Source organism: Kibdelosporangium philippinense (genome assembly GCF_021390435.2).
Taxonomy (GTDB): domain Bacteria; phylum Actinomycetota; class Actinomycetes; order Mycobacteriales; family Pseudonocardiaceae; genus Kibdelosporangium; species Kibdelosporangium philippinense.
Genome location: NZ_JAJVCN010000004.1, coordinates 1,665,657 through 1,692,109, shown reverse-complemented (window position 1 = coordinate 1,692,109; position 26,453 = coordinate 1,665,657). Strand labels below are relative to the sequence as shown.

The 26,453-nt window shown below is 64.2% G+C and carries 31 protein-coding genes; 14 read left to right on the top strand and 17 right to left on the bottom strand.

The features are described 5' to 3' along the window. The first annotated feature begins 14 nt into the window (after positions 1-14). A complete protein-coding gene (locus LWC34_RS50880; RefSeq protein ID WP_233733397.1) occupies positions 15-908 on the top strand; it encodes an LLM class flavin-dependent oxidoreductase in 894 nt (297 codons plus the stop codon). On the opposite strand, the gene LWC34_RS50875 is transcribed toward LWC34_RS50880, so the two are convergent. From LWC34_RS50875 to LWC34_RS50865, 3 genes are read right to left on the bottom strand one after another with little or no spacing between them, the layout of a single operon-like run. Continuing rightward, positions 905-1,873, bottom strand: a complete 969-nt coding sequence (locus tag LWC34_RS50875; protein ID WP_233733395.1) for an asparaginase — start codon at positions 1,871-1,873, stop codon at positions 905-907. The genes LWC34_RS50880 and LWC34_RS50875 overlap by 4 nt on opposite strands. Next, positions 1,870-2,637, bottom strand: a complete 768-nt coding sequence (locus tag LWC34_RS50870) for an inositol monophosphatase family protein (RefSeq protein ID WP_233734176.1) — start codon at positions 2,635-2,637, stop codon at positions 1,870-1,872. Before LWC34_RS50870 ends, LWC34_RS50875 begins: the two co-directional genes overlap by 4 nt. A 20-nt stretch (positions 2,638-2,657) precedes the next feature. Continuing rightward, on the bottom strand, positions 2,658-3,950 hold the full coding sequence (locus LWC34_RS50865; protein WP_233733393.1) for a class I SAM-dependent methyltransferase: 1,293 nt from the start codon (positions 3,948-3,950) through the stop codon (positions 2,658-2,660). Between the two features lie 69 nt (positions 3,951-4,019). Here LWC34_RS50865 and LWC34_RS50860 point away from each other — a divergent pair, with 69 nt between their 5' ends. After that, positions 4,020-4,424: a DUF6210 family protein gene (locus LWC34_RS50860; RefSeq protein WP_233733391.1), complete on the top strand. Its 405-nt coding sequence runs from the start codon at positions 4,020-4,022 to the stop codon at positions 4,422-4,424. Here LWC34_RS50860 and LWC34_RS50855 read toward each other — a convergent pair. Further along, entirely contained in the window at positions 4,421-4,915 is a 495-nt protein-coding gene (locus LWC34_RS50855; protein ID WP_233733389.1) for an NUDIX domain-containing protein, read from the bottom strand. The two genes, LWC34_RS50860 and LWC34_RS50855, sit on opposite strands and share 4 nt — an antisense overlap. Positions 4,916-4,924: 9 nt before the next feature. Continuing rightward, positions 4,925-5,647, bottom strand: coding sequence for a DedA family protein (locus LWC34_RS50850; protein ID WP_233733387.1), 723 nt, complete (start codon positions 5,645-5,647; stop codon positions 4,925-4,927). 636 nt (positions 5,648-6,283) lie between these two features. On the opposite strand from LWC34_RS50850, the gene LWC34_RS50845 reads away from it, so the two are divergent. Both LWC34_RS50845 and LWC34_RS50840 read left to right on the top strand, forming a co-directional pair. Further along, positions 6,284-6,781, top strand: a complete 498-nt coding sequence (locus LWC34_RS50845; RefSeq protein WP_233733385.1) for a hypothetical protein — start codon at positions 6,284-6,286, stop codon at positions 6,779-6,781. Positions 6,782-7,065: 284 nt separating this feature from the next. After that, the gene (locus LWC34_RS50840; RefSeq protein ID WP_233733383.1) at positions 7,066-7,908 is read left to right on the top strand and encodes an NAD-dependent epimerase/dehydratase family protein; all 843 of its coding nucleotides are present in this window, start codon (positions 7,066-7,068) and stop codon (positions 7,906-7,908) included. A 181-nt stretch (positions 7,909-8,089) separates the two neighbouring features. On the opposite strand, the gene LWC34_RS50835 is transcribed toward LWC34_RS50840, so the two are convergent. The 3 genes from LWC34_RS50835 to LWC34_RS50825 all read right to left on the bottom strand — a co-directional run bounded on the left by LWC34_RS50835 (position 8,090) and on the right by LWC34_RS50825 (position 10,209). Then, positions 8,090-8,683: an alpha/beta fold hydrolase gene (locus LWC34_RS50835; protein WP_233733382.1), complete on the bottom strand. Its 594-nt coding sequence runs from the start codon at positions 8,681-8,683 to the stop codon at positions 8,090-8,092. Next, complete coding sequence (locus LWC34_RS50830; RefSeq protein WP_233733381.1) at positions 8,680-9,264, bottom strand: TetR/AcrR family transcriptional regulator; 585 nt, start codon at positions 9,262-9,264, stop codon at positions 8,680-8,682. The genes LWC34_RS50835 and LWC34_RS50830 overlap by 4 nt, the downstream gene beginning before the upstream one ends. A gap of 234 nt (positions 9,265-9,498) precedes the next feature. Next, the gene (locus LWC34_RS50825; RefSeq protein WP_233733380.1) at positions 9,499-10,209 is read right to left on the bottom strand and encodes a FadR/GntR family transcriptional regulator; all 711 of its coding nucleotides are present in this window, start codon (positions 10,207-10,209) and stop codon (positions 9,499-9,501) included. A gap of 107 nt (positions 10,210-10,316) precedes the next feature. Between LWC34_RS50825 and LWC34_RS50820 the strand changes: the two genes are divergently transcribed. From LWC34_RS50820 to LWC34_RS57705, 3 genes are read left to right on the top strand one after another with little or no spacing between them, the layout of a single operon-like run. Beyond that, positions 10,317-11,162 carry a carbon-nitrogen hydrolase family protein gene (locus tag LWC34_RS50820; protein ID WP_233733379.1) on the top strand — a complete coding sequence of 282 codons (846 nt, stop codon included), beginning with the start codon at positions 10,317-10,319 and terminating at the stop codon, positions 11,160-11,162. Further along, positions 11,159-11,896, top strand: a complete 738-nt coding sequence (locus LWC34_RS57710; protein WP_284051908.1) for an APC family permease — start codon at positions 11,159-11,161, stop codon at positions 11,894-11,896. Before LWC34_RS50820 ends, LWC34_RS57710 begins: the two co-directional genes overlap by 4 nt. Next, positions 11,847-12,557 (top strand): APC family permease, encoded by a 711-nt coding sequence (locus LWC34_RS57705; RefSeq protein WP_308200278.1) that lies wholly within the window; start codon positions 11,847-11,849, stop codon positions 12,555-12,557. Before LWC34_RS57710 ends, LWC34_RS57705 begins: the two co-directional genes overlap by 50 nt. A 393-nt stretch (positions 12,558-12,950) precedes the next feature. On the opposite strand, the gene LWC34_RS50810 is transcribed toward LWC34_RS57705, so the two are convergent. Genes LWC34_RS50810 through LWC34_RS50795 form a run of 4 tightly spaced genes read right to left on the bottom strand, consistent with a single transcriptional unit; the run spans position 12,951 to position 16,787 of the window. Then, on the bottom strand, positions 12,951-13,565 hold the full coding sequence (locus LWC34_RS50810; RefSeq protein ID WP_233733378.1) for a response regulator transcription factor: 615 nt from the start codon (positions 13,563-13,565) through the stop codon (positions 12,951-12,953). Next, on the bottom strand, positions 13,559-14,689 hold the full coding sequence (locus LWC34_RS50805) for a sensor histidine kinase (RefSeq protein ID WP_233733377.1): 1,131 nt from the start codon (positions 14,687-14,689) through the stop codon (positions 13,559-13,561). Before LWC34_RS50805 ends, LWC34_RS50810 begins: the two co-directional genes overlap by 7 nt. A 12-nt stretch (positions 14,690-14,701) precedes the next feature. Then, positions 14,702-15,511, bottom strand: coding sequence for an MBL fold metallo-hydrolase (locus LWC34_RS50800; protein ID WP_233733376.1), 810 nt, complete (start codon positions 15,509-15,511; stop codon positions 14,702-14,704). 40 nt (positions 15,512-15,551) lie between these two features. Continuing rightward, entirely contained in the window at positions 15,552-16,787 is a 1,236-nt protein-coding gene (locus LWC34_RS50795; protein ID WP_233733375.1) for a 3-hydroxybutyrate oligomer hydrolase family protein, read from the bottom strand. A gap of 142 nt (positions 16,788-16,929) precedes the next feature. On the opposite strand from LWC34_RS50795, the gene LWC34_RS50790 reads away from it, so the two are divergent. Then, complete coding sequence (locus tag LWC34_RS50790; RefSeq protein WP_372496815.1) at positions 16,930-17,760, top strand: extracellular catalytic domain type 1 short-chain-length polyhydroxyalkanoate depolymerase; 831 nt, start codon at positions 16,930-16,932, stop codon at positions 17,758-17,760. On the opposite strand, the gene LWC34_RS50785 is transcribed toward LWC34_RS50790, so the two are convergent. The 3 genes from LWC34_RS50785 to LWC34_RS50775 all read right to left on the bottom strand — a co-directional run bounded on the left by LWC34_RS50785 (position 17,754) and on the right by LWC34_RS50775 (position 19,957). Further along, positions 17,754-17,966, bottom strand: a complete 213-nt coding sequence (locus tag LWC34_RS50785) for a hypothetical protein (RefSeq protein WP_233733373.1) — start codon at positions 17,964-17,966, stop codon at positions 17,754-17,756. The genes LWC34_RS50790 and LWC34_RS50785 overlap by 7 nt on opposite strands. 243 nt (positions 17,967-18,209) lie before the next feature. Further along, on the bottom strand, positions 18,210-18,875 hold the full coding sequence (locus LWC34_RS50780) for a response regulator (RefSeq protein ID WP_233733372.1): 666 nt from the start codon (positions 18,873-18,875) through the stop codon (positions 18,210-18,212). Beyond that, a complete protein-coding gene (locus LWC34_RS50775; protein ID WP_233733369.1) occupies positions 18,872-19,957 on the bottom strand; it encodes a sensor histidine kinase in 1,086 nt (361 codons plus the stop codon). The genes LWC34_RS50780 and LWC34_RS50775 overlap by 4 nt, the downstream gene beginning before the upstream one ends. 133 nt (positions 19,958-20,090) lie before the next feature. On the opposite strand from LWC34_RS50775, the gene LWC34_RS50770 reads away from it, so the two are divergent. Beyond that, the gene (locus LWC34_RS50770) at positions 20,091-20,447 is read left to right on the top strand and encodes a hypothetical protein (RefSeq protein ID WP_233733367.1); all 357 of its coding nucleotides are present in this window, start codon (positions 20,091-20,093) and stop codon (positions 20,445-20,447) included. On the opposite strand, the gene LWC34_RS50765 is transcribed toward LWC34_RS50770, so the two are convergent. After that, positions 20,444-20,743 (bottom strand): DUF1905 domain-containing protein, encoded by a 300-nt coding sequence (locus LWC34_RS50765; RefSeq protein WP_233733357.1) that lies wholly within the window; start codon positions 20,741-20,743, stop codon positions 20,444-20,446. The two genes, LWC34_RS50770 and LWC34_RS50765, sit on opposite strands and share 4 nt — an antisense overlap. Before the next feature lie 31 nt (positions 20,744-20,774). Then, positions 20,775-21,686, bottom strand: a complete 912-nt coding sequence (locus LWC34_RS50760; RefSeq protein ID WP_233733355.1) for a GlxA family transcriptional regulator — start codon at positions 21,684-21,686, stop codon at positions 20,775-20,777. Positions 21,687-21,796: 110 nt separating this feature from the next. Between LWC34_RS50760 and LWC34_RS50755 the strand changes: the two genes are divergently transcribed. From LWC34_RS50755 to LWC34_RS50735, 5 genes are all read left to right on the top strand, one after another. Then, positions 21,797-22,219, top strand: a complete 423-nt coding sequence (locus LWC34_RS50755; RefSeq protein ID WP_233733354.1) for a RidA family protein — start codon at positions 21,797-21,799, stop codon at positions 22,217-22,219. A 216-nt stretch (positions 22,220-22,435) separates the two neighbouring features. Continuing rightward, positions 22,436-23,323, top strand: a complete 888-nt coding sequence (locus tag LWC34_RS50750; RefSeq protein WP_233733353.1) for a hypothetical protein — start codon at positions 22,436-22,438, stop codon at positions 23,321-23,323. A gap of 1 nt (position 23,324) precedes the next feature. Then, complete coding sequence (locus LWC34_RS50745) at positions 23,325-24,500, top strand: peptidoglycan-binding protein (protein ID WP_233733352.1); 1,176 nt, start codon at positions 23,325-23,327, stop codon at positions 24,498-24,500. Continuing rightward, positions 24,497-25,165, top strand: a complete 669-nt coding sequence (locus LWC34_RS50740) for an ABC transporter ATP-binding protein (RefSeq protein WP_233733351.1) — start codon at positions 24,497-24,499, stop codon at positions 25,163-25,165. The genes LWC34_RS50745 and LWC34_RS50740 overlap by 4 nt, the downstream gene beginning before the upstream one ends. Next, complete coding sequence (locus LWC34_RS50735) at positions 25,162-26,367, top strand: ABC transporter permease (RefSeq protein WP_233733350.1); 1,206 nt, start codon at positions 25,162-25,164, stop codon at positions 26,365-26,367. Before LWC34_RS50740 ends, LWC34_RS50735 begins: the two co-directional genes overlap by 4 nt. The last annotated feature ends 86 nt before the right edge of the window (positions 26,368-26,453 follow it).

Below are 26,453 nucleotides of genomic sequence, written 5' to 3'. Positions count from 1 at the left end.
GTGTTGTCGCGACCATGACTGACTATGGTCATGACCTGGTGTTGGGCACGTTCATCACGCCGTCCGTGAACGATCCGGACCGTGTGGTGGGACTGGCCGAGTTGACCGAGGCTGTCGGGCTGGACGCGGCCACTTTCCAGGACCACCCGTACAACGTGGGCCTGCTGGATGCGTGGACCTTGCTGAGCTGGGTCGCCGCGCGGACCGAGCGGATCCTGGTCACCGGAAACGTGCTCAACCTGCCGTTGCGGCCGCCCGCGGTTCTCGCCAAGTCAGCGGCCAGCCTGGATCTGCTCTCCCACGGGCGTTTCGAGTTGGGCATCGGCGCGGGCAGTTTCGTCGACCCGATCCATGGCATGGGCGGCGGGCGCAAGAGCCCTGGCGAGCGGATCGAGACGTTGTCCGAGGCGATCGACATCTTCCGGGGTGTGTGGGATGCCGATACCCGAGGCGCGTTTCGCTTTGACGGCAAGCACTATCAAGTGCCTGGGATGAAACACGGCCCGAAGCCCGCGCACGACATCTCGATCTGGCTTGGTGCGTACAAGCCGAGGATGCTCAAACTGACCGGGAGCAAGGCCGACGGCTGGCTGCCGACCCTCGAGTACCTCAAGCAAGGCGACATCGCCCGGTCCAACGCGATCATCGACGAGGCCGCGGCGAATGCGGGCCGTGACCCGCGTCAGGTCCGCAGGCTGCTGAACATCGTGCGGCCGAGTTTCGACGACCAGTCGGACACTTTCCTGCGTGGCAGGCCAGAGGACTGGGTTGACGAGCTGCTGCCGTTGGTCATCGAGCACGGGTTCAGCGCGTTCTTCATCGGCGGCGACGATCCACGGACCATCCGGAGGTTCGCCGAGGAAGTCGCTCCCGCGCTGCGTACGGCCGTCGCCGAGGAACGTGCCTAACCCGCGCGCCGGAAGACCTCGGCGATGCTTGCTTTGTCGTGACCGGTGCTGAGCAGGTGTCGCAAGAGGACACGGGATTTGAGCGGGTCGAGGAAGCCAGCCGGGATCAGGCCTCGGCCGAGCATGTCCGATTCGGACCCCGCAAAAGCGTACGTCCGCTCAAGCGTTGACCCCGCGCCGGTACGGGAAGCCAGCACAACCGGCATCCGTTCGGCCAGTCCACTGAGGACCTCAACGACGGCCACCGGCACGTGCCCGACGCCAAACGCGGCCACCACAAGCCCATCGACCCGGTCACCTACGGCCTCAAGAACAGTCCCGTTGTCTCCCAACAGCATGGGGACCACGGCAACTTCGACTTGGTCGCGCTCTCGGGCAGGAGGGATGCTCAAGCGAGCGTTTGGTCGGTTGACGATGCGGGGAGTGCCTTCGACGACGTAGCCAAGCGGCCCGCCATTCGCCGACTGGAACGTGTATCCACTTGTGGTGTGCGTCTTCCGCACGCGGACCGCGGCATGGATCTCGTCAGCGAACACCACAAGCGCACCAAGTCCACGAGCCACCGGAGACGCCGCGGTCTGGATGGCTGCCAACACGTTGGCCGGGCCGTCGGCTCCAGCCAACGTCGGATTGCGCATAGCTCCCGTCACCACAACGGGCTCGTCCCGTGCGTGCAGGAGGTCCAGCAGATAAGCGGTTTCCTCAATGGTGTCGGTCCCCTGCGTGACCACGAAACCATCATGCTCGCCAAAGGCCGAGGCAAGCTCGTAAATGTCCGCAAAGGACAGTGAGGCGCCAGGGACACGCCGGAAGTCCACCACATCAACGGTTATGCCCGTCTCAGCAAGACCCGGGACGGCCGCAACGAGTTGCCCTGCGGACAATGCTGGAACCACGCCACCACCGGCGTCCGCGGTCATCGCGATCGTGCCGCCGAGCCCGAACACAGCCACTCGACGCGTCATCGCTGCGCGTCCGCCAGTCGCGTCATGATCGCAGTGTAGATGCCGGGGGTTGTCGCGATCGTGTAGCCGGATTCCATCGAGTGGTCTGATCCATCGTGATCGACGACCATGCCACCCGCCTCGCGCACGACCAACGCGCCAGCCATGGTGTCCCACGGGTGATTGGACAGGTTGATCGTCGCGTCCAGCTTGCCCTGCGCGACCCATGCCATGTCGATCGCGGCAGTGCCGATCATCCGGATGCGCTGTGCGTTCGCGCCCAGCTCAGCGAGCAGGTTCAGGCGGATCCGGTTCTTCTCGGCGGCGTGCTCCCCGGTCGCGAAGTCCCCGATCGAGATCATCGCGTCGGACAGGTTCTCCACTGATGAGCATTCAATGGGCTCGCCGTTGACGTACGCGCCCGCGCCGGAGCTCGCCGTGTACCGAGTGTCCAAAAAGGGCGCGTCGATGGCCGCGAGCACGGGCTTCGTACCGTCGACCAAGGCAAGGGACACCGCACACAGCGGGATGCCACGGGCGAAGTTCGCGGTTCCGTCGATCGGGTCAAGCACCCAGTTCTGCGCGGTTGAGCCGGTTTGTCCGTGTTCCTCGCCGAGCAGGCCGATCTCCGGGGTTTCGGCGGCAAGGAACTCCCGTACCGCCTCCTCCACCGCCAGGTCCACGTCGGTGACCATGTCGCGGTCGCCTTTCGCGGACACGTTCGCGGGCGTCCGCTCCTGGATGATCCGTCGCGCCAACGACACGGCCTGGGTGGCGATCAGCATGAGCTCAGTGTTCACGTGGGTCAAAGTACAGATGAAGGCGCCAGTGGGGGTGGTGTCACTGGTCGCATCGCGATATGGCCCACATGGTTGCGCCACGCGTGCCGCCCCGATCGCCGCAGGACATCGACGGCCTCGGCCACGAAACCTTCGTCGTCCAGCTGCGAGGCGAGGACAGAGCTACACCGGGAGCGTTCCTCCGCGGGCATCTCGTCGGGCGCGTGCCCGAGGTAGCCGTTCGCGTCACGTGGGCACATGTTCAGTTTGGCGAGCAACATGTCCAGACGCTTGTCGAACCGGCGGCGGAACGGCGTGTCCTCGCGGATCGTGCCGACCGCATGCGCGTTCGCGAGGTTTTCCAGGTAGTCGTCGTGCAACCCGTACCAAGGCGCCAGTTCGATCGGCCGTATGTTGTCGATGCTGAACGCGAACTCCTTGGCGATCAGCCCGCACTGTTCTTTGCGATAGACCGTGTAGCGCGAGGCGACCGAGTCGATCCAGTTGCTGCCGCAGATGAACAGGCCGCCGGGCCGCAGCAGGTCCTCGGCCCACGCCAACGCCTTCTGCCGGAACGGGTGGTCGTAGTACATGAAGACGTTCATGCACCTGATCACGTCGGCCCCGCCGTCCACTGTGAACTCGCCAATGCCGCCGCCACGCAGTTCGAGGTTGCCGGTCTCGTACTGACGCATCGGGTCGCACACGATCCGGCCATCCTCGTCGGCCACTTCGTCGCCGGTCAGCTTGGGCAGGAGCCGATCGAGAATCTGCTGAAAGCGCTTCCTGGTGGCGGTCTGATCAGGATCGAAGTTGCCCGCCTGGTAGTAGCGCAGGCGCAGGTCATCGTCGTAGGAGGCGTACGTGCCTTGCTTGTCGTACACCAGATATCGCCCGAACGACGGGTCGACGCCGATGACGCGCCACTCGTTGAGCCGTTGTGCGGTCTCCATGGTGGTGAATGGCGGGAATCCGCAGCCGATGTCGACGAACACGCCCTGCCCGGCCGGCCGGTGCCAGGGGTTTCGGGCCACGTATTCGTCGATGGTGCGGTGTCTGCCCGCCATTGTGACCGGTGGGACCGTGCCTGACCAAGCGCTTGGCACGGTTCTCGGCATGGCGAAACCGATCAGCCACGCGGTGAAGACCGAGACGTCGGCAGGCGCGAGCCGGGCAGTCCGCATCAAGCGGAAAGCCCGGTCGGCCAATGCCAGGGCGTCCGGCGACGCATCAGCGAGCTGGCGCAATTCGGCGAGTACCCCAGTGGAGAGACGGCCATGGAAATATGCCGTGTTCCACCGGTCCACGATCTGGACCACACACCACATCTACCGCAAACAGGACGTACGGCGCCAGGCTTTTGAAGTACGGACGTTACGCTTACGTCCATGCAGGTGCGCGTCGATTTCAATCCGCATGACGCGGTTCCCGAAGTGCTGTGTCTTCTTGTGCCGTCGGCTACGGGTGTGGTGTACGAGAACCGGTGCGGTGGCCGGGCGTGCTTGCAGAACTCCCTTGAGGGCTACCTGGTCGTGGTCGGCCGGGCGACGCCGTTCATCGATTTCTTCGCGAAGTTCGACGGCAGGCCGCCGGTCCGGTGGACCGCTGGCGACCTTGACGACCTGCAGCGGTTGATCCGGGAGAAAGTGGTGTACTTCGTCGCCGAGATCGAGTTCGAGTCCCGCGCGTTGCTGAGCCTCGACTTCGACCGTCTCGACGACCTCACCGAAGCCTGGATCCCGGTCCGCGCGGGCGACCAGGCGGCCGTGCTGGTGTTCGCCAACTCCGCCTAGGCGATGCGGTGCCCGTGCTCGCAGAGCACGGTCGTGCCCATCCGCACCGCATGCATCGCTGCCTCGACCCGCCTGGCCAGCCTCGGCACGAGGCGCTCACGCGCTTCGTCGAGGTCGTAGAAACCCGCCGAGAGGATCTCGCCGTCGACGAACTCGACGGCGTCCACATCGGACTGGGTCAGCGTGCCGCCGTCGAAGATGAACATGACCGCCTCGGGCCAACTCTCCCGCGGGAAGACGTAGTCGACGACCAGCAGCCTGCCGAGGTCGCGCTTCATGCCGAGTTCTTCGGTCAGTTCCCTTGTCGCGGTCGCCCATGGCGCTTCGTTCTCGTCGACCGCGCCGCCGGGGATCTCCCACTCCGCCTTGTACGACGGCTCGACGAGCAGGACACGGTCCTTGTCGTCGCGAAACAGCACGCCTGCTGCCATCCGCTTGCGGTTCAACCCGGCAACGAACTTCTCAACGGACCACGGCTCGGTTTCTGACACAGTCAAACACTAGCGACGGCCTTGATGAATCGGACGAGTGACTTCGTTGTCGTGCTCGATCCTTGGCAGGACCTGCGTCGCGTCGTCGTCCTTGCGCTTTTTCCTGATCCGCAGGATGACGAACAGCACGACGGCCACAACGACCGCGCCAATGACGATCTTCTGGAAAACGCCAGCGTACTGATCGACAAGATGCCAGTTCTCCCCCAGCTGGAATCCGGCGACCACGAAGATGGTGTTCCAGATCAGGCTACCCGCTGCCGTTAAAATGAGAAACTTGGGAAAATTCATCTTCTCAACGCCAGCAGGCAACGAGATAAAACTGCGAAACAACGGAATCATCCGACCGAAGAAGACGGCTTTGGTGCCGTGCTTCGCGAACCACTTCTCGGTTTTGTCGAAATCACCGACTTTGACGAGCGGGATCTTTCCGACAATGGCTCTCGTCCGCTCCCTGCCAAGTAAGACACCAGCGAGGTAGACGATGACCGCACCGACAACAGAGCCGAGCGTGGTCCAGAACAGCGCGCCAGCCAGCGTGAACACGCCTTTGCTCGCCGAGAACCCGGCAAGCGGCAACACAAGTTCACTCGGGATAGGTGGGAAAAGGTTGTCCAGCCCTACGACGAGTGCCGCGCCGACACCGCCAAGGGTGTCCATCAAGTCGACGGCCCAGCCAGCCATACCGCCGACTGGTTGTTGCGCGTTCTCGGCCAACAGGTAAGCAGACATCAACGCTCTCTTCCAGGAAACCTTTCTTACACCCACAAGCCTAGGAATGCGTGGACGCCGCCATAAGGAAGTGTTCCTCCCACTTCGCGGCGTTAAACCTCACCACGCCTACTGTGGAAAACCACAATGCGGAACCGTCGCCGTCGACGCCCCCACGCAAGATCCAGGATACCGTGATCACGCCGAGGTCGGGCATACCGGATCTTTCACCCGAAAGCCGCAGGTCGGACAGGGTGTACGGGCGGCGGTGCCGGTCCCTGTCGCGCCAGCCATGCCCATCGCCATGGTCACCGTCAGGATCGCCATTGCGGCCATCGAGCCGGTCGCCACCCAGCCACTATCCAGCTATCAGGTCCCAGCCAGCCATAGTCGCGACCACCGGCCTGGCCGACCTCGCCAATCGCCATTGCGGTCACTGGCCCCAGGCGCCATCAGGCACCTTCGAAGGCTCCGCCGACCGCCAGAAGCGCGGCCACGGCCCCCAATCACCAGCGTACCGACGGCTACCGACAAGGCGACGGGCTCCAAGATCCACATCGCCTGGTTGTCCACAAGTCTCAGGATTGGGCGGCATCAATGTGCCAGGCGGGGGTGGGGAAATGGCGCGAGACTCCGACTGTGGATCAACTGTCGCGGATGACCGAGCTTGATGAAGCTGAGTACATGGCCCAGATCGGTTTGTATCGTCCCGGCGGCCCGTTGGGGATTGCGCTGCGCAGGTTTGGCGAGGGCGGCACGGCCTTGTCTGTGCGCAATGATCCCTCGGACTATTGGAACAAGGTTCTTGGCTTCACTGAGGTCACCGGGGAACTGATCGAGTCGCTGCTGGATTTCTACCGCGCCGAGGGCAGTCCGCTGGCTGTTCTGCAGATCGCGCCGGAGATCCTGCCGGATGACTGGCCGGAAATCTGTGCGAAGTTCGGGATCGAGCCAACGGAGATGAACTTCGCGAAAGTCGCGGCCCCCATCTCGGATGTACGCCCGACAGGCGAAACGGACCTGCCGATCCGAGAGTTGACCAGGGATGACGGCGCCCAGTGGCTCGACTTGGTCACTGACGTCTACGAAATGAAGACCACCTCGCAGGGACGGCAGCGCTGGTCACAATCGGCGAGTCTGGACACCTTGGCATAGGCGCGGTACGCGCTGAGTATCGAAACCGCGGCATCCAGATCCAGTCGGCCCTGATCGCCCACCGGATCAAGCAAGCAGCCGCGAACGGAAGCAGTTTCATTACCTCGGAGGCGTTTTATCCAGCCGAGGAAGGCACCAACTCCTCGCTGAACAACCTCGTACGCGCCGGGCTGCGTCTGCTTTATCCACGACCGGATTGGATCTGGCGTCCATAGCAGGTGGCTCGCGAAATCGAGTCCCAACTGGACCACGGCAGGCGTTGACCAGGCCCTAGGTTCGGATCTATGCGCATCTTCATGGCCGGTGCCACCGGCGTGATCGGGCGGCGAGCGACCCAGCTGCTGATCGCCGGTGGACATCAGGTTGTCGGACTGACCAGGAAACCGTCGCCCCTGCTCGAGATACTCGGCGCCGAAGTCAGCATCGGAGATGTCTACGACCGTGCCGCGCTGACCGAGGCGGTCCGGGCGGCCCAGCCGGACGTCGTCATGCACCAATTGACAGATCTGCGTGACGGCAGCCGCGCCGCGAACGCCAGGATTCGCGAGGTGGGCACGGCCAACTTGGTGGAAGCGGCGCTCGAAGCGGGCGTGCGGCGCGTCATCGCCCAGAGCATCTGCTGGGTGTACGAACCCGGATCGGCCCCGGCAGCCGAACACGTCCCACTCGACCTGGAATCCTCCAGCGGCCGCCTGGCCACGGTCAGCGCGGTGGCCACGCTCGAAGCGAAGGTGAAAAAAGCCCCGGAGTGGGTCGTGCTGCGCTACGGAATGCTGTACGGCCCAGACACTTGGTACACGGCCGACGGGCTCATGGCGCAACTCGCACATCGCGGCGAACTTCCCGCAACCGCCGACGTCACAAGCTTCCTACACATCGACGACGCGGCCACTGCAGCAGTGGCGGCGTTGGAATGGCCAACGGGCGCCGTGAACGTCTGCGACGACGAGCCTGCCACGGGCTACGACTGGACTCCCGCGTTCTGCAAGGCTGTCGGAGCGCCATCACCGTCTACATCAGACGCTCCCCGCACGCCGTGGGCTCGTGGCGCCGACAACCGCTACGCGCGCAAAGAACTTGACTGGAAGCCCCGATGGTCTTCATGGCGTGACGGTTTCGCCAACTGACCAACCAAAAGCGCGCACTCACTCGGGTGTTCGGTCACGCCGAGGTGCCCGCCTGGGAACTCGACCAGCTCACGCCCCACCAAGTCCGCGAGCCGTGCGATGGGGCCACGGAAAGGCACCTGTGAACGGGATTCGCGGCCGGCGGCCGGGATGAGTTTGGCCGCGACCGCTCGCAACGCCGTCACGTCCGGCATCGTCGAGGAGAATGGAACCAGCATGCGCGAGAGGAAAACGGCATGTTGGCAACCATCCGAGGCAGCATCTCCTGTATCTCAGGCGGCAGCTCGAACTCGGGCTCGTCAAGCACTTTGTTGAACACGGCCATGGCAGGACCGACCCCGTCGGTCAGCGAAATCTCGCGAACCTCAGCGAACAGTTCTCGCCACGGAACGGGATCCGGCAACAGGTTCAGCGACGGCGGCTCGTGCGCGATCACCCCGCGCACCCGCTCGGGATGCCGGGCAAGCAAATCCAACGCGACGATCGCGCCAGAACTGCACCCCATCACGAAAGCTGGCTCGTCAGGCGTGACCACGTCGAGCAGGCAGCGCGCGTCGGAGCTCCATTCAGCGACAACCTGATCGGTGACGGGCCCGGAAAGCTTGCTGCGGGACAAACCGCGCGGGTCGTAAGAGACCACTGTGTACTGATCGGCGAGCTGCGCGATCATGCCCGCGTACATACCGGCATCGCCCGCACCACCGGGAATGAGCAGCAAAACCGGGCCGCTGCCATGGGTTTCGTAGTACAAAGTCGCGCCAGGAACGTCGATCATGAGCTTTCCCCTTGGTGTGACGGCCAGTTCCGCAGAAGTACGTGCAGCGCGTCGAGCGATCGCGACCACGACGCCTCGACGTCACGCGGATGCCCGAAGCCACCGCTGAGTTCCAGATGGATGTAGCCATGCAACGCGCTACGCAACAGCCGGGCCGCGTCGGTCAGGTCCGGCTCGGTGAGCCGATACGCGCGCAGCATCCCGTAGGTCAGCTCGATGCTTCGACGCAACCCCAAGGAGTCGGCGACTTCCGACGGCTCGAATCGCATCTGGGTCGCCGCATATCGGCCAGGATGATCAAGCGCGTACCGTCGGTAAGCGTCGGCGAAGGCGATCAATGCGTCCTTGCCTGAACGCCCGGCGACCGCCGTGCCGATGCGGTCAGTCATCTCCTCGCCAGCCATCAACGCGACCCGCACCCGCAGTTCACGCAGGTTCTTGAAGTGCTTGTACAAGCTCGCGTCTGTCACGCCGAAACGCCTGGCCAACGCCGAGATGGTGACGTTGTCGATGCCGACCTCGTCAGCCATCTCGGCGGCTGACGAGGTCAACTTGACTTTCGACAGACCTGCGCGCGCCATGCTGACCCATCCGTGGTTAGAGCCCCTAACTTGAAGGTTAGATGGTCTAACTTGCAGTTGTCCAGTCGATGGCCAGGGAAATTTCGGCGTTCCGGAACGGTGGACACGGCGTTCCGGAACGGTGGACACGGCGTGCCGGAACGGTGGACACGGTGTGCTGCAACGGTCGACACGGTGTTCTGCAACGGTCGACACGGTGTGCCGGAACGGTGAACACGGCCGAGGGAGTGGGTTTTAGTCCTTGTGGCGGGACAGCATGGTTTGGTGCAGCACTTCTACGTGCTTGCATGTCACCGCCACCGCTGCCGCCGGGTCACGGTGTTCGATCGCGGTGACTAGCTCGTCGTGCTCCCGATTGGATTCGAGCAGGTATTCGATCGGGTAGGGCAGGTAGTAGCGGTACAGGTCGCGCATCAGGTCGTCGTATCGGGCCACGGCTGACGGCAGGCCGCTTGCCGCGATGACAGTGCGATGGAAACGGGCGTCGAGGTCGTGGAACTCCGCCCAGCAGTGCGCGTTCTCCATCCCGTCGACCAGCTCATGCAACGCCACCACGTCGGCGTCAGATCGCCGCAGCGCAGCCAGGTGCACAAGGCCGCTTTCCAATGCAAGCCTGTGGTCGATCAGCTCGTGCACTTCAGCTGTCGCGTCCGTGTACGCGTTGATCTCAGCAACCGTGCCGCGAACAGGGTTGGCGGCGACCAAGGTTCCGCCGCCACGGCCGCGTCGGCGCTCCAGCACGCCATCGGCGCACAGCGACTCCAGGGCGCGGCGCACGGTCGGCTCGCCGACGCCGAGCGCGCGGGCGATCTCCGGGCCGGGTGGCAGCGGCTCGCCGGGCTGGAGCAGGCCCAGCTCCACAGCTAGTGCTATCCGCGCGCGCACAGTGTCCAGTGCGGATAGCCGACGAATACCCGTCAGCGCCGGCGTGCTCAGCGCGTCCACGGCTGAACCCTACTACCGGCCCATCAAAATTGCTCAAAGTGAGCACTTACAAAAAGCGTTCAAACTGAGCTATTTTGCTCGCAACGATCGACGAAAGGGTTGCCCACGTGTCGAAACCGTTGCCCGTAGCGCTGGTACAGACGCCGCAGTACGCGGTTGACCAGCCGTTGGACGGGTTCGCCAGCGATGCCAAGGCAGTACTGGCCGACCATCCCGATACCCGGCTGCTCGTCTACCCGGAGCTACACCTGTGCTCACCGCAGCGGCGAGAAATCGCTGCCGAACCGCTCGACGGGCCGCGCAGCCGCAAGCTCGGCGAAATCGCCCGTGACCTTGGCGTCTGGTTCATCCCAGGCTCGGTGGCCGAGCTGGGCGACGACGGCAAGATGTACAACACCGCCCTGGTCTTCTCGCCCGACGGCGAGCTGGTCACGTCCTATCGCAAGGTCTTCACGTGGAAACCGCACGAGCCCTACGAGGCCGGCGACCGGTTTGTCGTGTTCGACATCCCGGACACCGGCCGGATCGGCCTTGCCATCTGCTACGACGCCTGGTTTCCCGAATCGGCACGGCATCTGGCCTGGCTGGGCGCCGATCTGATCATCAACCCGGTGCTGACGCACACGCCCGACCGCAAGCAGGAAGTGGTGCTGGCGCAGGCGAACGCCATCGTCAACCAGGTGTTCGTGGCGAGCATCAACTCCGCGGCGCCCTTTGGCAGAGGCCGCAGCATCATCGTCGGCCCAGAAGGCCAGATTCTCGCCGAAACGCCCGACGATCGGCCTGCCGTGATCGCGCTGACGCTCGATCTCGACGAGGTACGCCGCGTGCGCGAACGTGGCACGGAAGGCCTCAACCGAATGTGGAACCAGTTCACCGACGGCGACGCTCCCCTTGACGTTCCCTTGTATCAGGGACGGATCGACGCCGGAAACTGGCAGCCGCGGTCATGACCACAGCACTGACACCGCATCTGCGTCTACGTGGCGCTGTCCTGTTCGGACTGTCCTATATGGCGCCGATTGTCGTGCTTGGCACGTACGGCATCCTCGCGGGCACAACCAATGGCACTGTGCCGACGGCCTATGTTCTCGCGATGGTCGCGATGCTGTTCACCGCCGCCAGTTACGGCAAGATGTGCCGGATCTATCCGTACGCGGGTTCGGCGTACACATACACACGCAAAGCCATCGATCCCCGGGTCGGTTTCCTGGTCGGCTGGGCGGTTCTGCTGGATTACTTCTTCCTGCCGATGGTCATCTGGCTGATCGGCGCCGCCTATATGTCGGCGCAGTTCCCGTCGGTGCCAAGCTGGCTGTGGGTGGTGGCGTTCATCGTCGTGACGACCGGGCTGAACGTGCTCGGCATCAAGGTGGCGGCCAGGGTCAACTTCCTGCTGATGGCGTTCCAGATGTTGGTGATCCTGTTCTTCGTCATCCTGTCGCTGCGTCACGCCACCGGTCCCGCGCTCGCTCCCTTCTACCACAACGGTTCCACGTTTGACGGGATCTCCGCGGGCGCCGCGCTAGCCGCATACGCGTTCCTCGGGTTCGACGCCGTGAGTACGTTGACCGAGGAGACATTCGAGCCACGCAAGACGATCCCGCGCGCCATCCTGCTATCGGCACTTCGGCGGCGTGATCTTCGTGGTTCTGGCCTACGCCACACAGCTCGCACATCCCGGTGACACATTCCGTGACGAGTCCTCGGCCGCGCTGGAGATCGCCGGTGAGATCGGCGGAAACCTGATGACAGCGCTATTCCTCGCCGCGTTCATGGTCGCGCAACTGGCGTCCGGCATCGCCACGCAGGCAGGCGCGTCCCGGCTGATGTTCGCGATGGGCCGGGACGGCGTGCTCCCCAAGCGGGTTTTCGCTTACCTGCACCCGAAACTGAAGACACCGGTGTTCGGGATTGTCCTTACCGGACTTGTCGGTTTCGGCGCCCTGATGCTGGACGTGACGACGTCCACATCGTTCATCAACTTCGGGGCGTTCACCACGTTCACGTTCGTCAACATCTCCGTGATCGCGATGTGGTTGCGGCGGCGCGGGTCAGCCCTGACTCACGTGGTGTTCCCGGCGATCGGCGCGGTCGTGAACATCTGGCTGCTCACGCACCTCGACGGGACAGCCGTCACGCTCGGCGTGATCTGGCTGGCGCTCGGTTTCGGCAGCCTCACGTATCTGACCCGGGGTTTCCGCCGACCGCCACCCGAAATAGATCACGCCGATGCGAGTCAGCATCATGGTGACGTTGAGGAAGATGATGGCGGTTCGGAAGGCGTCGACCGAGATCTCGTTGCGCGCCATCCACGTGAACAGCTCGCTCCCCCAGATATTCGTTGAGCCGTAAGAAAAGAAGATCTTGACGCCGGTGATCAGCAGCCACGCAAGGACATATCCGACACCGGTGCGCGAATAGGACCGGCGCTGGTCGGGGTCGTGCTCGAACCTCATGAACGACATCGCCGCAATGCCAAGCAGCACGCCGACGAGCGCGCCCGCCACCTCGAACAGCAGCCCATTACCGGACCAAGCCATGCCGCTGAAGAAGAACGGCACGATCACCAGCGCGGTGACCAACGGTCGGAACACCCGGAACGGGCCGATCTTGCGGCGGCCGATATCGCTTTCCAGTGCGACGAAGACCACGATCAGGTTCAGCAACAGGATGGAAACCGTCATACGGTCAACGCTAGGAAGGCAAACGGCAGCGGGCGTCAAACCCAGGGTTGACTCTTATTCGTCGCTCGACGCCAACCCGTGCCGGTAGGCGTATCGCACGGCTTGCGCCCGATGCTCGCTCTCGGTCTTCGCGAAGATCCGGTTGATGTGCGTTTTGATCGTCGCCTCGCTCACGCCCAATTGCGCGATGATTTCCGAGTTGGACTTGCCTGCCGCGATCAGCCGCAGCACATCGACCTCGCGGGCCGTCAGCCCATCTGGCGCACGATTTTCCCGTCGCCGCACGATCCTCGGCGATACCAGGCCCTTGAACGCGGCCACGACCGCCGCGTGAATATCCTTGCGGTCAGCGTCTTTCGTCAGGATATCGACCGCGCCCGCCTCGTAAGCGTCCGCAATCTCGGCCACATCGTCGGCATACGTGGTCAGCACGACAACCTTGATGTCCGGGTGCCGAGCCCGGATCTTCCGGATTGCCTCGACGCCGCCGAGCTTGGGCATCCGCAGGTCCATCAGGATCACGTCGATTTCGCGGGCGTCGGCCAGTGCGACGATTTCCAGCCCGGTCGCGGCCACTCCGACAAGTTCGACGTCCGGCAGCATGTCCATCAGCAGCCCAAGGCCGTCACGGACCACGGGATGATCGTCGGCGATGGCCACTCTCACCATATCGGTATCCTGACGCCCAGTTCCCAGATCCCGCCCTTCGGCCCTGCGGTTAGCGTGCCATCAACGGCGTCAACGCGCTCCCGCAGGCCCGGCAAGCCATATCCTGCACCGACCGAGGCCAGGTCGGATTCGTGCGGAATCAGTTCATTGAGGACAGTCAGCGAAACCGCATTTCCCGCGTAGTCGAGTTTCACTGTCACTGGGCTGTTCCCGGCGTGCTTGCGGATGTTGGTCAACGCCTCCTGCGCCGCCCGATAAAGCACCATGGTGGTTTCTGTCGGCAATGTGGCATGGCTGCCGGTGACGACGAGCGACGCGTTGTTGCCGTCGCGGTCGGTGTACACCTTGGCCAGGCTGTCAAGCAGGTCGTCGATCGGCAGAACTTCCCCGCGCAGCGCCAGAATCGCCCGTCTGGTCTCAATTAGACCTTCGCGGGTCAGTTGCTCGGCACGATTGACGAACTCGCGAATCCGGTTGGCCGAGGCGCCGTCCTCGACGAGCGCATCGATAACCTTCAGCTGCACGGACAACGCCGCGAGCGCGTGCGCCTGGACATCGTGCAGCTCGCGCGCGATCCTTGTTCGCTCGGCCAACACCGCCGCGCGCTGGACTTGGGTTTGCAGCAGATCAGCCTGTTCGACCCGCTGCAAGTGCTGCCACCGAAGTGCGCCAACGAGTGCCGCCGCGAGCAGGATCAAGCCGTGTTCCAGGACGCGGTCCCAGCTGTCGAAAGCGACCGTCGACGCCACGACCGCCGCGGTGATCGGCAGGCTGTACCGCGTACGCAGGCGAGTCGCGGCGTCTAGCAAAGCAACCGCAGGAAACGCGATGGCGACGCCGTGTGGGCTCAGTCCCGTCAGCACTCCACCGGCGAGGCCGATCAGCAGGAGCACGGCTGTCTGCCAGGGCATCGTGAGCCAGTCAGCGAACAGCCACAGCAGCCACCCCACGCTTACCGCCGTGAGCAGCCCAGTCTGCCACGGGGACCAGCTGGGATCCGGGAGCAGCGAGAGGATCAGCACCACCAAGCCCGCCAGCCGGACCAGCCGTAACGGCCACGACAGGCCGCCGCGGTACGGGAACGACAGGATCATGCTGCCCATAGTTCCCTTCGCGGCCGTCACCTGCCACTTCCTCTACCCGAGGTGGTCGTTTTCGCCGCTCACCCAGGCGATATAGCGGCGCGCCGAGCGTTTGACCGCGGTTGTGGCATCGTCGACCCGCTTGGCGTCGGCAAGCCAGTACAGGCGCTCGAACTCATACGGCTCGATCCGGTCGACAATCTGCTGGACGAGGCCTGCCGAGAGCGGGATCTTGTTGGGGTAGCTGCGCATGAACGACACCCAGCCGGTGTCCTGGACCGGGACAATAGTGTCGCCCGCGAGCAGCGCGCCCGTTTCGATGTGGGCGACCGCCGCTCCCGGGAAGTGCCCGCCCGCGGTGACGAGGGTGATGCCCGGCAGGATCTGTTCGGTGTCCTTCCATTCCCGGATGACGGCGTCTTCCCGCTGCACCCAGTGGCGGTCGGCGGCGTGGACGAGGACCGGGACGTTGCCGAACCTGTGGCTCCAGGAGACTTGTGAGCCGAACATGTGCGGGTGGCTGGCCGCGATCACCGCCACTCCGCCGAGTTCTTCGATTTTGTCGGCCATGGCAGGGTCAAGGTGGTTCGGCGCGTCCCAGAGGAGGTTTCCCGCTGAGGTCTGGACCAGATAGGACCATTGCCCGATACCGAGGGCGGGTTCCCGGTTGAGCTGGTGCAGCCCTGGTTCTGGGTTGTGGTGCAGGAGTGTGTGGTCGCCTTCGTTCTGTTCTTCGATGGTTGTCCAGATTTGGCCTTCCTCCGGGACCCATTGGCGCTCGTCTTCGCAGATCAGGCAGGATTTCGGGGGTTCAGCGGCTTCTGGGTGTTCCACTCCGCACGTCGCACAGATCCAGATTGTCATGTAGTCAGTCTTGACGTTGAAGTTTGCTTGAAGTCAAGGTTTATTTGAGCGCGCACGTGGTCGCAAGATCCGTGCCGGTCGGGCGTGGGATGGTGGCCGACGGCGGTGGTTGGGCGCCCTTGAGCCAATCTTCCAGTGCGTGGAATGCTGTTGTGAAGCAGGGTGCGATGGGGCGCAACAAGTCTGGGTAAGCGTCGTAGAGTCCGTCGACGTGGTTGCCGCCCTCGATCCGGTAGTAACGCTGGAGATGCGCCCGACCCTGGCTGGCGATCATCTGGTTGTACACATCGGAATCCCGGCTGATCGGCAGCAAGGCATCCAAGGTCCCATGCAACGTCAGAAGTGGCTTGCCAATTCGGCCGGTCAGTGAAATTCGGGAAACTGCTTGATGGACTGCTCTCGGCCGGGATGCGTAGTCGTAGTCAGCTTCCGGACCGTTGTAGCTGGGGTCGAGTTCTGTCCGGTAGATCCGTTGGGTGAGGTCCCAGTAGACCTGTTTGTGGTACAGCCAAAGGAATTCCGATGCGGGGTCGAAGCCTGCCGCCAGGGGTTCGCCTCGGATCGCGGGCGGGAGGAACGTCAGCAGGTTGTCGTCTTGGTTCCACAGGGTTCCTTCCCAGTCGACGCCGCCGTCGTACAGCCATGGCGCGTTTTCCAGTTGCCACCGGACAAGGTAACCGCCGTTGGAGATGCCTGCGACGATCGTCCTGTTCGGACTGCGTCCATAGTGGAGTGCCAAGGCCAGCTTCGATGCCACGGTCAGTTGAGTTACCCGCATATTCCACTCGACCAACGCGTCTGCAGGGCGGTGGCCGTCGGTGAAAAAGTCGGCTCCGGTGTTTCCCTTGTCTGTTGCGGCAAATGCGTGTCCGGAAGCTATCGCTTGGTCGCCGATCGCGCGGTCGTTCGCGTACTGGCGGCGGACTCCCGGCGAGCCGGATACCACCAATCCCCCGTTCCAGCGGGATGGGAGTCTGAGGACGAACTTGGAATCGTGGTTCCAGCCATGCGTTGTGTTGGTCTTCGAGGTATCTGGGAAATACCCGTCGACCTGGATTCCGGGAACCGCGCTCACCAACGGGAATCCCGCTGAGGTCAGACCAGCCCAGTCGGCTTGGACCGTGTGGCCCGTGCGCAGCGTTCCTGTTGTGGTGAGGTCGTCCAAACAGGACTGTTTCGCGTAGGCCGCGCCGGGAACGGCGACCGGTGCGCAGGTGCTCGCGTGCGCTGCGGCGGGGGTGACCGTGAGGAGGGCGAGGACCAGGAGGATGCGCATGGGCGGACCGTAGGTCACCAGTGCTTGTGTGGGTATCCGTTGCGGCCACACAAACGGCTACGACATTGTGGTGGCTGGCAACGTGGGCACATCTCACCAGGCGACTTACCTTCGATTCACGAACGGTCACAAGGAGGTGGTCGTGAAGGTTTTCTCCGCCGTGCTGCTGGCCCTGACATTCCTGGCAGCACCGGCCAATGCCGCTGAACTCAGGCCAGTTACCGGATTCGGTAGCAATCCTGGCGCGTTGCAGATGTTCGAATACGTACCCGATGGACTGGCCGCCGGGCAACCGGTCGTCGTCGCACTCCACGGGTGTACCCAGGATGCGAGCTACAGCCACAATGCGGGCTGGACCGGGCTTGCCGATTCGTTGAAGTTCACTCTTGTTCTCCCGCAACAAACTACTGGCAACAACATCAACAAGTGCTTCAACTGGTTCCAGGCCAGCGGTTCCAACGAGGCTGAATCCATTGCGCAGATGGCGCGCCGTGCCATCGCCGACACCAATGCGGACCCGCGGCGGGTTTACGTGACCGGGTTGTCCGCGGGTGGCGCGATGACGTCGGTGATGCTGGCGAAGTATCCCGATTTGTTCGCGGGTGGTGGTGTGGTCGCTGGGATTCCCTATGGGTGCGCTGCCGCCATTTTCGAGGCTTTCACCTGCATGAATCCCGGCCTGAACCTCACGCCACAGCAATGGGGTGACAAGGTGCGCGCAGCGAGTTCCACGGTTGTCCGCCCTGGTGTCAGCATTTGGCACGGTACTGCTGACTACACTGTGGCCCCGGCGAATCTGCGGGAAAGTTCGGAGCAGTGGACGAACGTGGGCGCTCGCGTGGAGACCCGTACCATTCAAGGGATGGGGCATGGGCAGCCTGTCGCTCCTGGGTGTGGCCGTGCTGGGCCGTACATACTCGACGTTGGCGTATGCGCGGCCGCGGAAATCGCGCGGTTCTGGGGCATTCAATAGGTGGACAGTTCCGCGAAAACCGCTAGTGGCGCCAGGATGACGAAGAGGGTGATCACGACAGCCGCCACCACCGCGCTCCGCGCTGGTGGCGGCGGCTGCGGTGGTGGCGAGGCCCAGTACTGCACGGGTTGTACTGCGGCCAAAGCGTGTCGTGCGGGGCCGTCGGCAACGGCGGTTGTCGGCAACGGCGGTTGTCGGATCGCCATGTTTCAAAGGGATTTGGCCGATTCGTTCTACGACAAGGGTTCCGAGCAATGGGATCCGGGAGGATCCTCCAACTAGGAACACGCCCGCGAGCGGCGGTCCAGGTGGCGCAGTCGACAAGGACTGCACGACCAGGTCGACCGCGTCGACCAAGCCTGGTTCCACTCCGTCGCCGCGGATCAGCTTCTCCAGTTCCAGCTTGTTCACCAGTCCAGCCGCGGCGAGCACTTGATCTGTCCCAACAGTCATATATCGGCGCGCGGCGCTTGTCGATACGCATCAATCGTCAATCCTGCACGCATGGCGGATACCACGAGTTGCGCGCGGGTCCGGACACCGAGTTTGACCATGGCTCGGCCTATGTGTGTGCGGACGGTCGCGGGACTGACCACCAACTCCTTGGCGATCTCGTCGTTGGAACTACCGGTTGCGACCCAGGCGACGATCTCGCATTCGCGCTCGGTGAGTTCATCGAGACCGACAACAGTGGCCGTCGGGCGGTTGAATCTGGCGACGACGCGGCTCGCAACTGATGGGGACAGCAACGCATCGCCGTCGGCGACCACGCGGATCGCGCGGACCAGTTCGCCGGGATCGGCGTCTTTCAAGATGAATCCGGCGGCGCCTGAACTGAGTGCGTCGAAGATGTACTGGTCCACTTCGAACGTCGTCACGATGATCACCCGGGTGGATATGCCGTCCGGCACCTCACGCAAGGTCGCCAGTCCGTCCATCCCTGGCATCCGGACGTCGAGCAGCAGGACGTCCGGCGGATCCCGGTGCAGCAACTGCAAAGTCTCCTGGCCACTGGAAACCTCGGCGGACACGATCATGTCGGGCTCGCGGTCGATCAGCACGCGCAGGCCCATCCGGACCAACTCGTGGTCGTCCGCGAGCGCCACCCGGATCATCGGACTAATGGCAGCCGGGCAACCACGCCGAACCCGCCGCCTGCTCTGGGCCCTGCTTCGAGCCGTCCGCCAATGTCTTCCACCCGGCGACGCATTCCGCTCAGCCCACGCCCCACGCGCGGCGCCACCTTCGCTTGGCCACGATCCACCACCTGCACCACTAGTTCGTCGTCCTGCTGCGCGATGCGCACGTCCGCGCTGCTCGATCCTGCGTGTCGCAACACGTTGGTGAGCGACTCCTGCACCACCCGGTACGCGACCGCGTCGATGTCCTCTGCGAGGTCGAAAGGCTCCACCTCCACATGCACTCGTAGTCCACCGGCTCTGACCTGCTCGACCAGGTCTGGCAATCCGGTCAAACCAGCGGCTTTCGGCATGGCGATGGCGTCCAGCATGCCGCGCAGCTCTGCCAATGCTTTCGCGGACGTCTCCTTGATCGCGTTGAGGGACGTGCGCGCCTGGTCGGGTTGTTCGTCGAAGACCAGTAACGCCACCCCGGCCTGCATCGCGACAAGCGCGAACCCATGCCCGGCGATGTCGTGCACGTCCGCGGCGATCTTCATTCGCTCCTCCAAGGCAACTCTGGTCACCAGCTGCTGACGGGCGCGTTCCCTGGCCGAGCCGATCGCGTTGGCCAGCGCGCCAAGCGACCACGGCAGGACGACCCAGCCCATCCAGGCCGCCATCATCAGCAACGGGCTTTCGAGCTCGCGGCTGAACCTCGCCGCCACGCACGCCGACGCGACAACAGCCGCCAACCCGCAGGCAAGCAAGGACACCTTCAGCGAGCACCGCCGAGCCACCTCGAACATCGCGACGATCATGCATAGCTGGATCGGCCCATACGGATACCCAGCGAGCAAGTAGCCGCCCGTCGCCACGATGGCTACGGCCAGCGCCAAGACCGGCCTTGTCCGACGAAGGCCCAAGGTCGTCACAACAGCCACCACGACGAGCAGGAAAGCCCACACATCCAAGGGCTCGCTACGCCCCGCCTGCAGTGCAGCAGCGCCTACGGTGGCGGCCACTGCGCCGATCAACGCAGCGCCGATCACCGCAGCCACCACGAAGCGAGTTTTCACGCAGCCATTGTTGAAAACGTGACGGCTCTCCAGAAGCTGCCAGCTGCGTATCCGGTCGTACGCAAACTTGCGTACGACCGAGCCGCTCGCCAGCGGACGCCTCGGCCCTGCTCAGTGGACCATGCTCTTGGCCATGAACCGAATCAACGGCATCTTCCTCCTCATCGCCGCGGCGGGCATCGTGCTGCAGATCATCTCGGGTGTTCCTGGATATCCCTACGTGCCACCGGGTCCGATCATCCTTGCCGTCGCGGGCATCCTGATGCTCACGCTGGCCGACCGGATCAAGTGGATCGTCGCCGTCGGCATCGTCGCCCCGGCCTTCATCCTCGTTGGTGGCCTGGTTGAAGGGTCCATCTGGGGCAGGCTGGGCAACGTGGCCGACTTCGGGCCTTTCCTTGGCACGGCACTGCAAATGGGCGGCGTGATCGTGGCCTTGGTCTGCGGGATCATTGCCGCGACCAAGTCCAAGCGTCCACTCAGGACCTAGAAGTCGACCAACTCCACGGTCACGGTGGCCACGTCGCCGATGTCCAGCTCCTCGGCCCTGCGCACGGCACGCTTCACGGGTAACACGAAAACGCCGTCCTTGCTGGGAAAGATGGAAGTCGCCCACGACGTGCCACCAACCGTGACCCGCACTCGGACCGAGCCGAACCCCCGTCTCGGCTCGGCCGAGAGCTCCCTGATGTCCTCGGACACATCCTCAGGGAGACTGACGAAAGTCCAGGTGTCGGCTCGCCGGGCGTCCCACTCCCACACTTCGGCGTCGAACGTGATGACCATGCCAAGCAGCATGGCACAGGGGTCAGACAATTCAGTGTTTGTGCAGGCGGCGGTACTCGCTGGGCGCCAGACCGGTCTCCCGGCGGAACAGCACACGGAAGTTCGCGCCGGTCCCCATGCCCGACTGGGCAGCGATCCGGTCGACCGACCAGTCCGTCGTCTCCAGCAACCGCCTGGCCAGCAGGATCCGTTGCAGGGTAAGCCACCGCATCGGCGGCATCCCGGTCTCTTCACCGAACCGGCGGATGAAAGTCCTGCGCGCCATCGCACTGCGGCGGGCCAACGAGTCCACAGTGATCAGCGAGCTCAGGTTTTCCATTGCCCAGTAACGAGTTTCAGCCAAGTCGGAACCAGGCGGCGTCAACGTGTCGACGTACTGGGGTTGCGGACCTGGCCGGGCAGGCGCGGCGACAAAACTCTTGCCAGCCGTCAGTTCCGCGTCGACGCCGAAATCCGAGCGGATCAGGTGCAGGCACAGGTCAATTCCGGCGCCACCGCCCGCCGCTGTGAGCAAATTTCCGTCCTCCACAAAGAGAACGTTCTCAATCACCTTGGTCGACGGATACAGATCCTGCAGCTGCGCGGTGAACTGCCAATGCGCGGTCACCTGACGCCCAGCGGTGATTCCAGCGGCGGCCAGGGCGAACGTGCCCGTACAGATCCCGACCATGGTCGCGCCACGGTCGAACCCGCGAGCGATGACATCGAGGTACTCGTCGGGAGGCGGGATGTGTGGGTCGTCGAAACCCGGCAGCACCACGGTATCCGCCTCGTCGACCCCGGCGATGTCATGCGTCGGGACGATCCGCACGCCGCCGGAGGCCGACGCCTCGCCAGCGATAATCACCCGATATCCAGGTTGGCCGCCAAGGATGTTGGCGGCGATGCTGTAGTCGAGGGCGATCACCCCCGGCAACGCCACGATCGCGATCGTCCGAGCCATCCACCCATAGTGGCACGATCCTTGCGAACTACGGCATCGTCGCCGGTGTTCGAGGCGTCACAGCCCGCATAACGTCGTGACTCACCGCAACGATGCGCAAGGAGAGAGCCATGGCGAAGACCGCGAATTTCGGCGTCCCCTGGGAAGAGGCGTACGGCTACGTGCAGGCCATCCAGCACGGCGACACGATCTACGTGTCCGGGCAGCTGGCCAACGACGGCGCGGATTTCGTGGCTCCGGCGCCGCTCGACGAGAACGGCAAAATCACCGACTTCCGCAACATGGCCGAGCAGATGCGCCAGACCTACGAGAACGCCAAGAAGATGCTCGAGCCGTTCGGCGCGACCCTGGACAACGTCGTCGAGGAGGTCATCTACGTACTGGACGTGCCCACCGCCATGCAGGTCGCCGGGCCGGTCCGCAAGGAAGCGTACGGCAGGCAAGACCCTCAGGTCGCGAGCACAATCCTTGGCGTGACCGGGCTCGCCTTACCGGTGCAGCTGATCGAGATCAAGATGATCGCCCGGACCTAGGGTTATGCGGGAAGATTCGGCGCGTTCAATGCCCATGCCAGGCACTTGACGCGCGAGGGCCTTCCCTGACGCGTTAGATGCCGCGAAGGTGACCTTCACGGCATCTCGTCAGAGGTGGGGCCGCTACGAGCGAGTCTCGCAAAAGGTTGACAACCGCGCCTGTCAACTTTCCCGGCCGCGTGCCCGTAGCTGATGGCACACGAGAAGGGATCTTGTATGCGGGTCGTAGTGCCACTACTGAGTGTGATCGTGCTCGCCGGGTGCGCGGCACAAACACAGAACCAGGCCGCGCCGGGGCCAGCCAGTACGCCGCAGGTCCAGCAGCAACAGCAGTCCAAAGAGGATCAGGAGAAGGCGCGGCTGGAGAACCTCATCGCAGACTGCATGAAGGCGCAGGGGTTCGAATACATCGCGCGGCCACGAAGTGCGGACAACACCGCCGAGGTGCAGGAGAAGAACGTCGGCGGCCGTGACCCGTCGATGGTGCCGTACGAGACCTTGAAGACCTACCGGCAGAAGTACGGATTCGGCGTGTACAGCCGGGATGTCTTCCCAACCGATCCGGCCGTCGGCAACTCGCCGCCCCCGCCACCAGACCCGAACCAGGCCATCCGGGACAAGCTCGACCCGGCCCAGCGGGACGCGTACGACAAGGCGCTGGGCGGCGGACTACTGACAGCCGAGAACGGCAAGAAATTCCGTGGCGAGGACGGGTGCACGACGAAGGCCGCCATGCAGGTCTACCCGCCGCAGACCCAAGCGCCGCCCGATCCCGCCAAGCAGGCCGAGTTCAAGCAGCTGCTGCAGAGGTTCCAGACCGACCCGCAGCTACTCAACGCCAGCCAGGCGTACGGAACCTGCCTGCGCCAGGCCGGTTTCCAGGTCGCGTCGACCAAGCCGGGCGTGATCGAGTCGACCATGCAGCAGACCTTCCTGAAGGAACGCAGCGAGAAGCCGGACACGATCGACGCGAACACCGCGCAGCAAGGGTTGCAACGCGAGATCCAGGCCGCGCTGAAGGACCTTGACTGCGGCAAGGAATACGAGCGGCTGGCCAAACCCTTGGTGGAGAAGATGCTGTCGAGCGACGGAGGCAACGGCTGACATGCCGGGTCCGTTCGCAGCGAACCCCAAGCGGGTCGTTCTCCTGATCGCGGTGGTCGCTGTGGTGACGGGCGCGGGTGGCTGGCTGGTCGGCACCCGCGTCCAGTCCCCAGCTGACGCGGCCGCGTCGCACCAACCACCGCCCGCGTCGCTGGTGACCGTCCCGGTCGAGCGGCGTACGTTGAAAAGTACCGTTGTGGCACAAGGAACTGTGGCTTACGGCACACCGACGCCCTTGCAACTCACCGGAACCGTTGGCGGTGTCGAAGGAACACAGCTGATCACGAAGGCACCGACTGTCGGGTCGACCATCAAGCAGGGTGATGTGGCACTGGAGGTCAGCGGGCGTCCGGTGTTCGTGCTGACCGGTTTCGTGCCGATGTATCGCAAGCTGGGCTTGGACGCCAAGGGCGATGACGTCAAGCAGTTGCAGAAGGCCTTGCGCAGCCTGGGATACAGCACGCCGACAAGCGGAACGTTCGACGCGGCGACCGCGGCCGCGATGAAATGCCTGTACAACAAGGCGGGCTACGACGCCCAGGTGGAAGGCGACGATCCGGCGAAGGTGACCGTGCCGTCGGGTGAGATCCTGTTCCTACCTAAGCTCCCACTGCGGATCGACAGTGTCACCAGCAAAGCTGGAGCCGCCGCGACCGGGCAGATCGGCACGGTCACGGATTCGAACGTTGTCGTGCAAGGAACTCTGCCGTCGGTCGACGCGCAGTTGCTCCACGTTGGACTCGGGACGACTCTGCACCTGCCCAATGGCAGCGAGATTCCAGGCAAGCTTGACGCTCTGGGCAACGAAGCCGCCGTCCAGCAACCGCAGGCGCCACCGTCGAGCGGCACGGCCCAGCCCGATCAGCAGAACAACGGGCCAGCCGCGACGCCGTTGCGGTTCATCGCCAACGATCCGCAAGCGTTGGCGCCGTTCTCCGGACAGGCCATCAGGATCACGGTCGAGGTCGCGACCACCGGCGGAGACGTGCTCACGGTGCCGGTTTCGGCCGTTGTCACGAACGCGGACGGCAAAGCCAGGGTGCGCGTCGAGACCGCGCCGGGGAGCACGCGGGACGTGCAGGTCAAGCTGGGTTTGACGGCGACGGGTGCGGTCCAGGTGACGCCGGAGGGCGGCGAGCTCAATGTCGGCGACCGGGTCGTGGTGGGGACTTCATGACGGTTCCGGTGATCGAACTGGACGGGGTCGAACGGACTTTCCCCGCCGATCCGCCGGTTCGCGCGTTGCGGGACGTGCACCTGCGAGTCGACCGAGGCGAATACCTGTCCATCGTCGGACCGTCCGGCTCGGGAAAGTCCACTTTGCTCACCACGCTTGGCCTGCTTGATCGGCCGGACAAGGGTTCCTACCGGCTGGACGGGATGGAGACGACCAAGCTGGACGACGGCCGCAGAGCAAAGCTGCGCGGCAGCCGGATCGGGTTCGTGTTCCAGGCCTTCCACCTGCTGCCGCACCGCAGCGTGGTGGACAACGTCGGCTTGGCCGAGCTGTACCAGAAGGTCGACCGGCGCGGCCGGACGGAACGCGCGGAAGCCGCGTTGGCGCGTGTCGGGCTGTCGCACCGGACGAAGTTTCGGCCCGACCGGCTTTCCGGCGGCGAACGTCAGCGCGTGGCGATCGCGCGGGCGTTGCTCGGCGAGCCATCTCTGTTGCTGTGCGACGAACCAACAGGCAACCTCGACAACGCGAACACTACGGCGGTCCTTGATTTGTTCGACGAACTGCGTTCTCAAGGCGTCACGCTCGTGGTGATCACGCACGACAACGACGTGAGCAAACGAGCCGATCGCCGAGTCCGTATCGACGATGGCGTGCTGTCATGAAGGCACGTGACCTCGCCACAGAGGCGCTCTCCGGGATCGCCGCACGCCCGCTGCGCTCGGCATTGACAGTCCTGGGAACGGTTCTGGGCATCACGACACTGGTGATCACGCTCGGGGTCGCCGCGACCGCGGGAAACCAGATCGCCGGGCGGTTCGACGAGGTAACCGCCACCGAAGTGACGGTAACCATTCCGTCCACAATAGACAAAACGGCACCGCCGCATGTGGAATGGAACGCCCTGCCGCAATTAACGCGGCTCAACGGAGTCCGCTCAGCAACCGCGATCGCGCAACCGAGCAGCGCCGAGAGCGCACGCGTCCGAGCGAACGATTTACGTGACCCCACAACGGTAACAGACCGAATCTTGCCAACGGTTGCGACCACATCCGACCTGCTCGAAACCCTCGACGCCCAAGTCTCCATTGGACGCTTCTTCGACCAGGGCCACATCCTGCGGCACGACCGAGTGGCCGTGCTCGGCGCGGCTGCCGCACAGCTGATCGGCATCAACCGGATCGACGACTCCCCCACGGTGTTCGTGAACGACCAGGCCTTCACCGTGATCGGGATCCTCGGCACGATCGGCAGGGAAAGCGAGCAAGGCATGGGGTCTTCGGTGATCCTGCCCTACACCACCGGAAACGACCGGCTCAACACCGGACCGCCAACCCAGGTCCTGATCCGCACCGAACTGGGTGCGGCGCAGCTCGTGGCCAGTCAAGCACCGCTTGCGCTGAGCCCCAACGACTTCGCCCAACTGCGTGTCCTGGCTCCGCCGGACCCGGCGACGTTGCGAGGTGGCGTGCAGAACGACGTCAACGCGTTGTTCCTGGTTCTCGGCCTGGTCTCGCTGGTCGTCGGCGCGATCGGGATCGCCAACGTCACGCTGGTCACGGTGATGGAGAGAACCGGCGAGATCGGCCTGCGCCGGGCGCTTGGCGCGGCCCGCAGACACATCGCCGCACAGTTCCTCGTGGAATCCAGCGCGATCGGGCTGCTTGGCGGGATCATCGGTGCCAGCGCGGGCACGATCACGGTCGTCGTGATCTCGGTTGCCCGCGACTGGACACCTGTCCTCGATCTCAGCCTCGCCGCCGGTGCCCCGCTCGTGGGCACGCTGGTCGGGTTGCTCGCTGGCGTTTACCCCGCATTGCGTGCCGCACGATTGGAGCCCGTCGAGGCATTGCGTTCCGGAACGTGATCAGACCCAGCCGAGACGCAAGAACACCGACTCGCCCCGCGCCTGGCGTGACGCCCCTGAGGTCGACGCTGTAGACCTTCTTCATC

Bases quoted from the DNA above. Each gene is read 5' to 3' on its own strand.
- LWC34_RS50880 (WP_233733397.1), top strand. From the start codon at position 15: ATGACTGACTATGGTCATGACCTGGTGTTGGGCACGTTCATCACGCCG.
- LWC34_RS50875 (WP_233733395.1), bottom strand. From the start codon at position 1,873: ATGACGCGTCGAGTGGCTGTGTTCGGGCTCGGCGGCACGATCGCGATG.
- LWC34_RS50870 (WP_233734176.1), bottom strand. From the start codon at position 2,637: ATGCTGATCGCCACCCAGGCCGTGTCGTTGGCGCGACGGATCATCCAG.
- LWC34_RS50860 (WP_233733391.1), top strand. From the start codon at position 4,020: ATGCAGGTGCGCGTCGATTTCAATCCGCATGACGCGGTTCCCGAAGTG.
- LWC34_RS50850 (WP_233733387.1), bottom strand. From the start codon at position 5,647: ATGTCTGCTTACCTGTTGGCCGAGAACGCGCAACAACCAGTCGGCGGT.
- LWC34_RS50845 (WP_233733385.1), top strand. From the start codon at position 6,284: ATGACCGAGCTTGATGAAGCTGAGTACATGGCCCAGATCGGTTTGTAT.
- LWC34_RS50840 (WP_233733383.1), top strand. From the start codon at position 7,066: ATGCGCATCTTCATGGCCGGTGCCACCGGCGTGATCGGGCGGCGAGCG.
- LWC34_RS50835 (WP_233733382.1), bottom strand. From the start codon at position 8,683: ATGATCGACGTTCCTGGCGCGACTTTGTACTACGAAACCCATGGCAGC.
- LWC34_RS50830 (WP_233733381.1), bottom strand. From the start codon at position 9,264: ATGGCGCGCGCAGGTCTGTCGAAAGTCAAGTTGACCTCGTCAGCCGCC.
- LWC34_RS57710 (WP_284051908.1), top strand. From the start codon at position 11,159: ATGACCACAGCACTGACACCGCATCTGCGTCTACGTGGCGCTGTCCTG.
- LWC34_RS50810 (WP_233733378.1), bottom strand. From the start codon at position 13,565: ATGGTGAGAGTGGCCATCGCCGACGATCATCCCGTGGTCCGTGACGGC.
- LWC34_RS50800 (WP_233733376.1), bottom strand. From the start codon at position 15,511: ATGACAATCTGGATCTGTGCGACGTGCGGAGTGGAACACCCAGAAGCC.
- LWC34_RS50795 (WP_233733375.1), bottom strand. From the start codon at position 16,787: ATGCGCATCCTCCTGGTCCTCGCCCTCCTCACGGTCACCCCCGCCGCA.
- LWC34_RS50785 (WP_233733373.1), bottom strand. From the start codon at position 17,966: ATGGCGATCCGACAACCGCCGTTGCCGACAACCGCCGTTGCCGACGGC.
- LWC34_RS50780 (WP_233733372.1), bottom strand. From the start codon at position 18,875: ATGATCCGGGTGGCGCTCGCGGACGACCACGAGTTGGTCCGGATGGGC.
- LWC34_RS50770 (WP_233733367.1), top strand. From the start codon at position 20,091: ATGAACCGAATCAACGGCATCTTCCTCCTCATCGCCGCGGCGGGCATC.
- LWC34_RS50765 (WP_233733357.1), bottom strand. From the start codon at position 20,743: ATGGTCATCACGTTCGACGCCGAAGTGTGGGAGTGGGACGCCCGGCGA.
- LWC34_RS50760 (WP_233733355.1), bottom strand. From the start codon at position 21,686: ATGGCTCGGACGATCGCGATCGTGGCGTTGCCGGGGGTGATCGCCCTC.
- LWC34_RS50755 (WP_233733354.1), top strand. From the start codon at position 21,797: ATGGCGAAGACCGCGAATTTCGGCGTCCCCTGGGAAGAGGCGTACGGC.
- LWC34_RS50750 (WP_233733353.1), top strand. From the start codon at position 22,436: ATGCGGGTCGTAGTGCCACTACTGAGTGTGATCGTGCTCGCCGGGTGC.
- LWC34_RS50745 (WP_233733352.1), top strand. From the start codon at position 23,325: ATGCCGGGTCCGTTCGCAGCGAACCCCAAGCGGGTCGTTCTCCTGATC.
- LWC34_RS50740 (WP_233733351.1), top strand. From the start codon at position 24,497: ATGACGGTTCCGGTGATCGAACTGGACGGGGTCGAACGGACTTTCCCC.
- LWC34_RS50735 (WP_233733350.1), top strand. From the start codon at position 25,162: ATGAAGGCACGTGACCTCGCCACAGAGGCGCTCTCCGGGATCGCCGCA.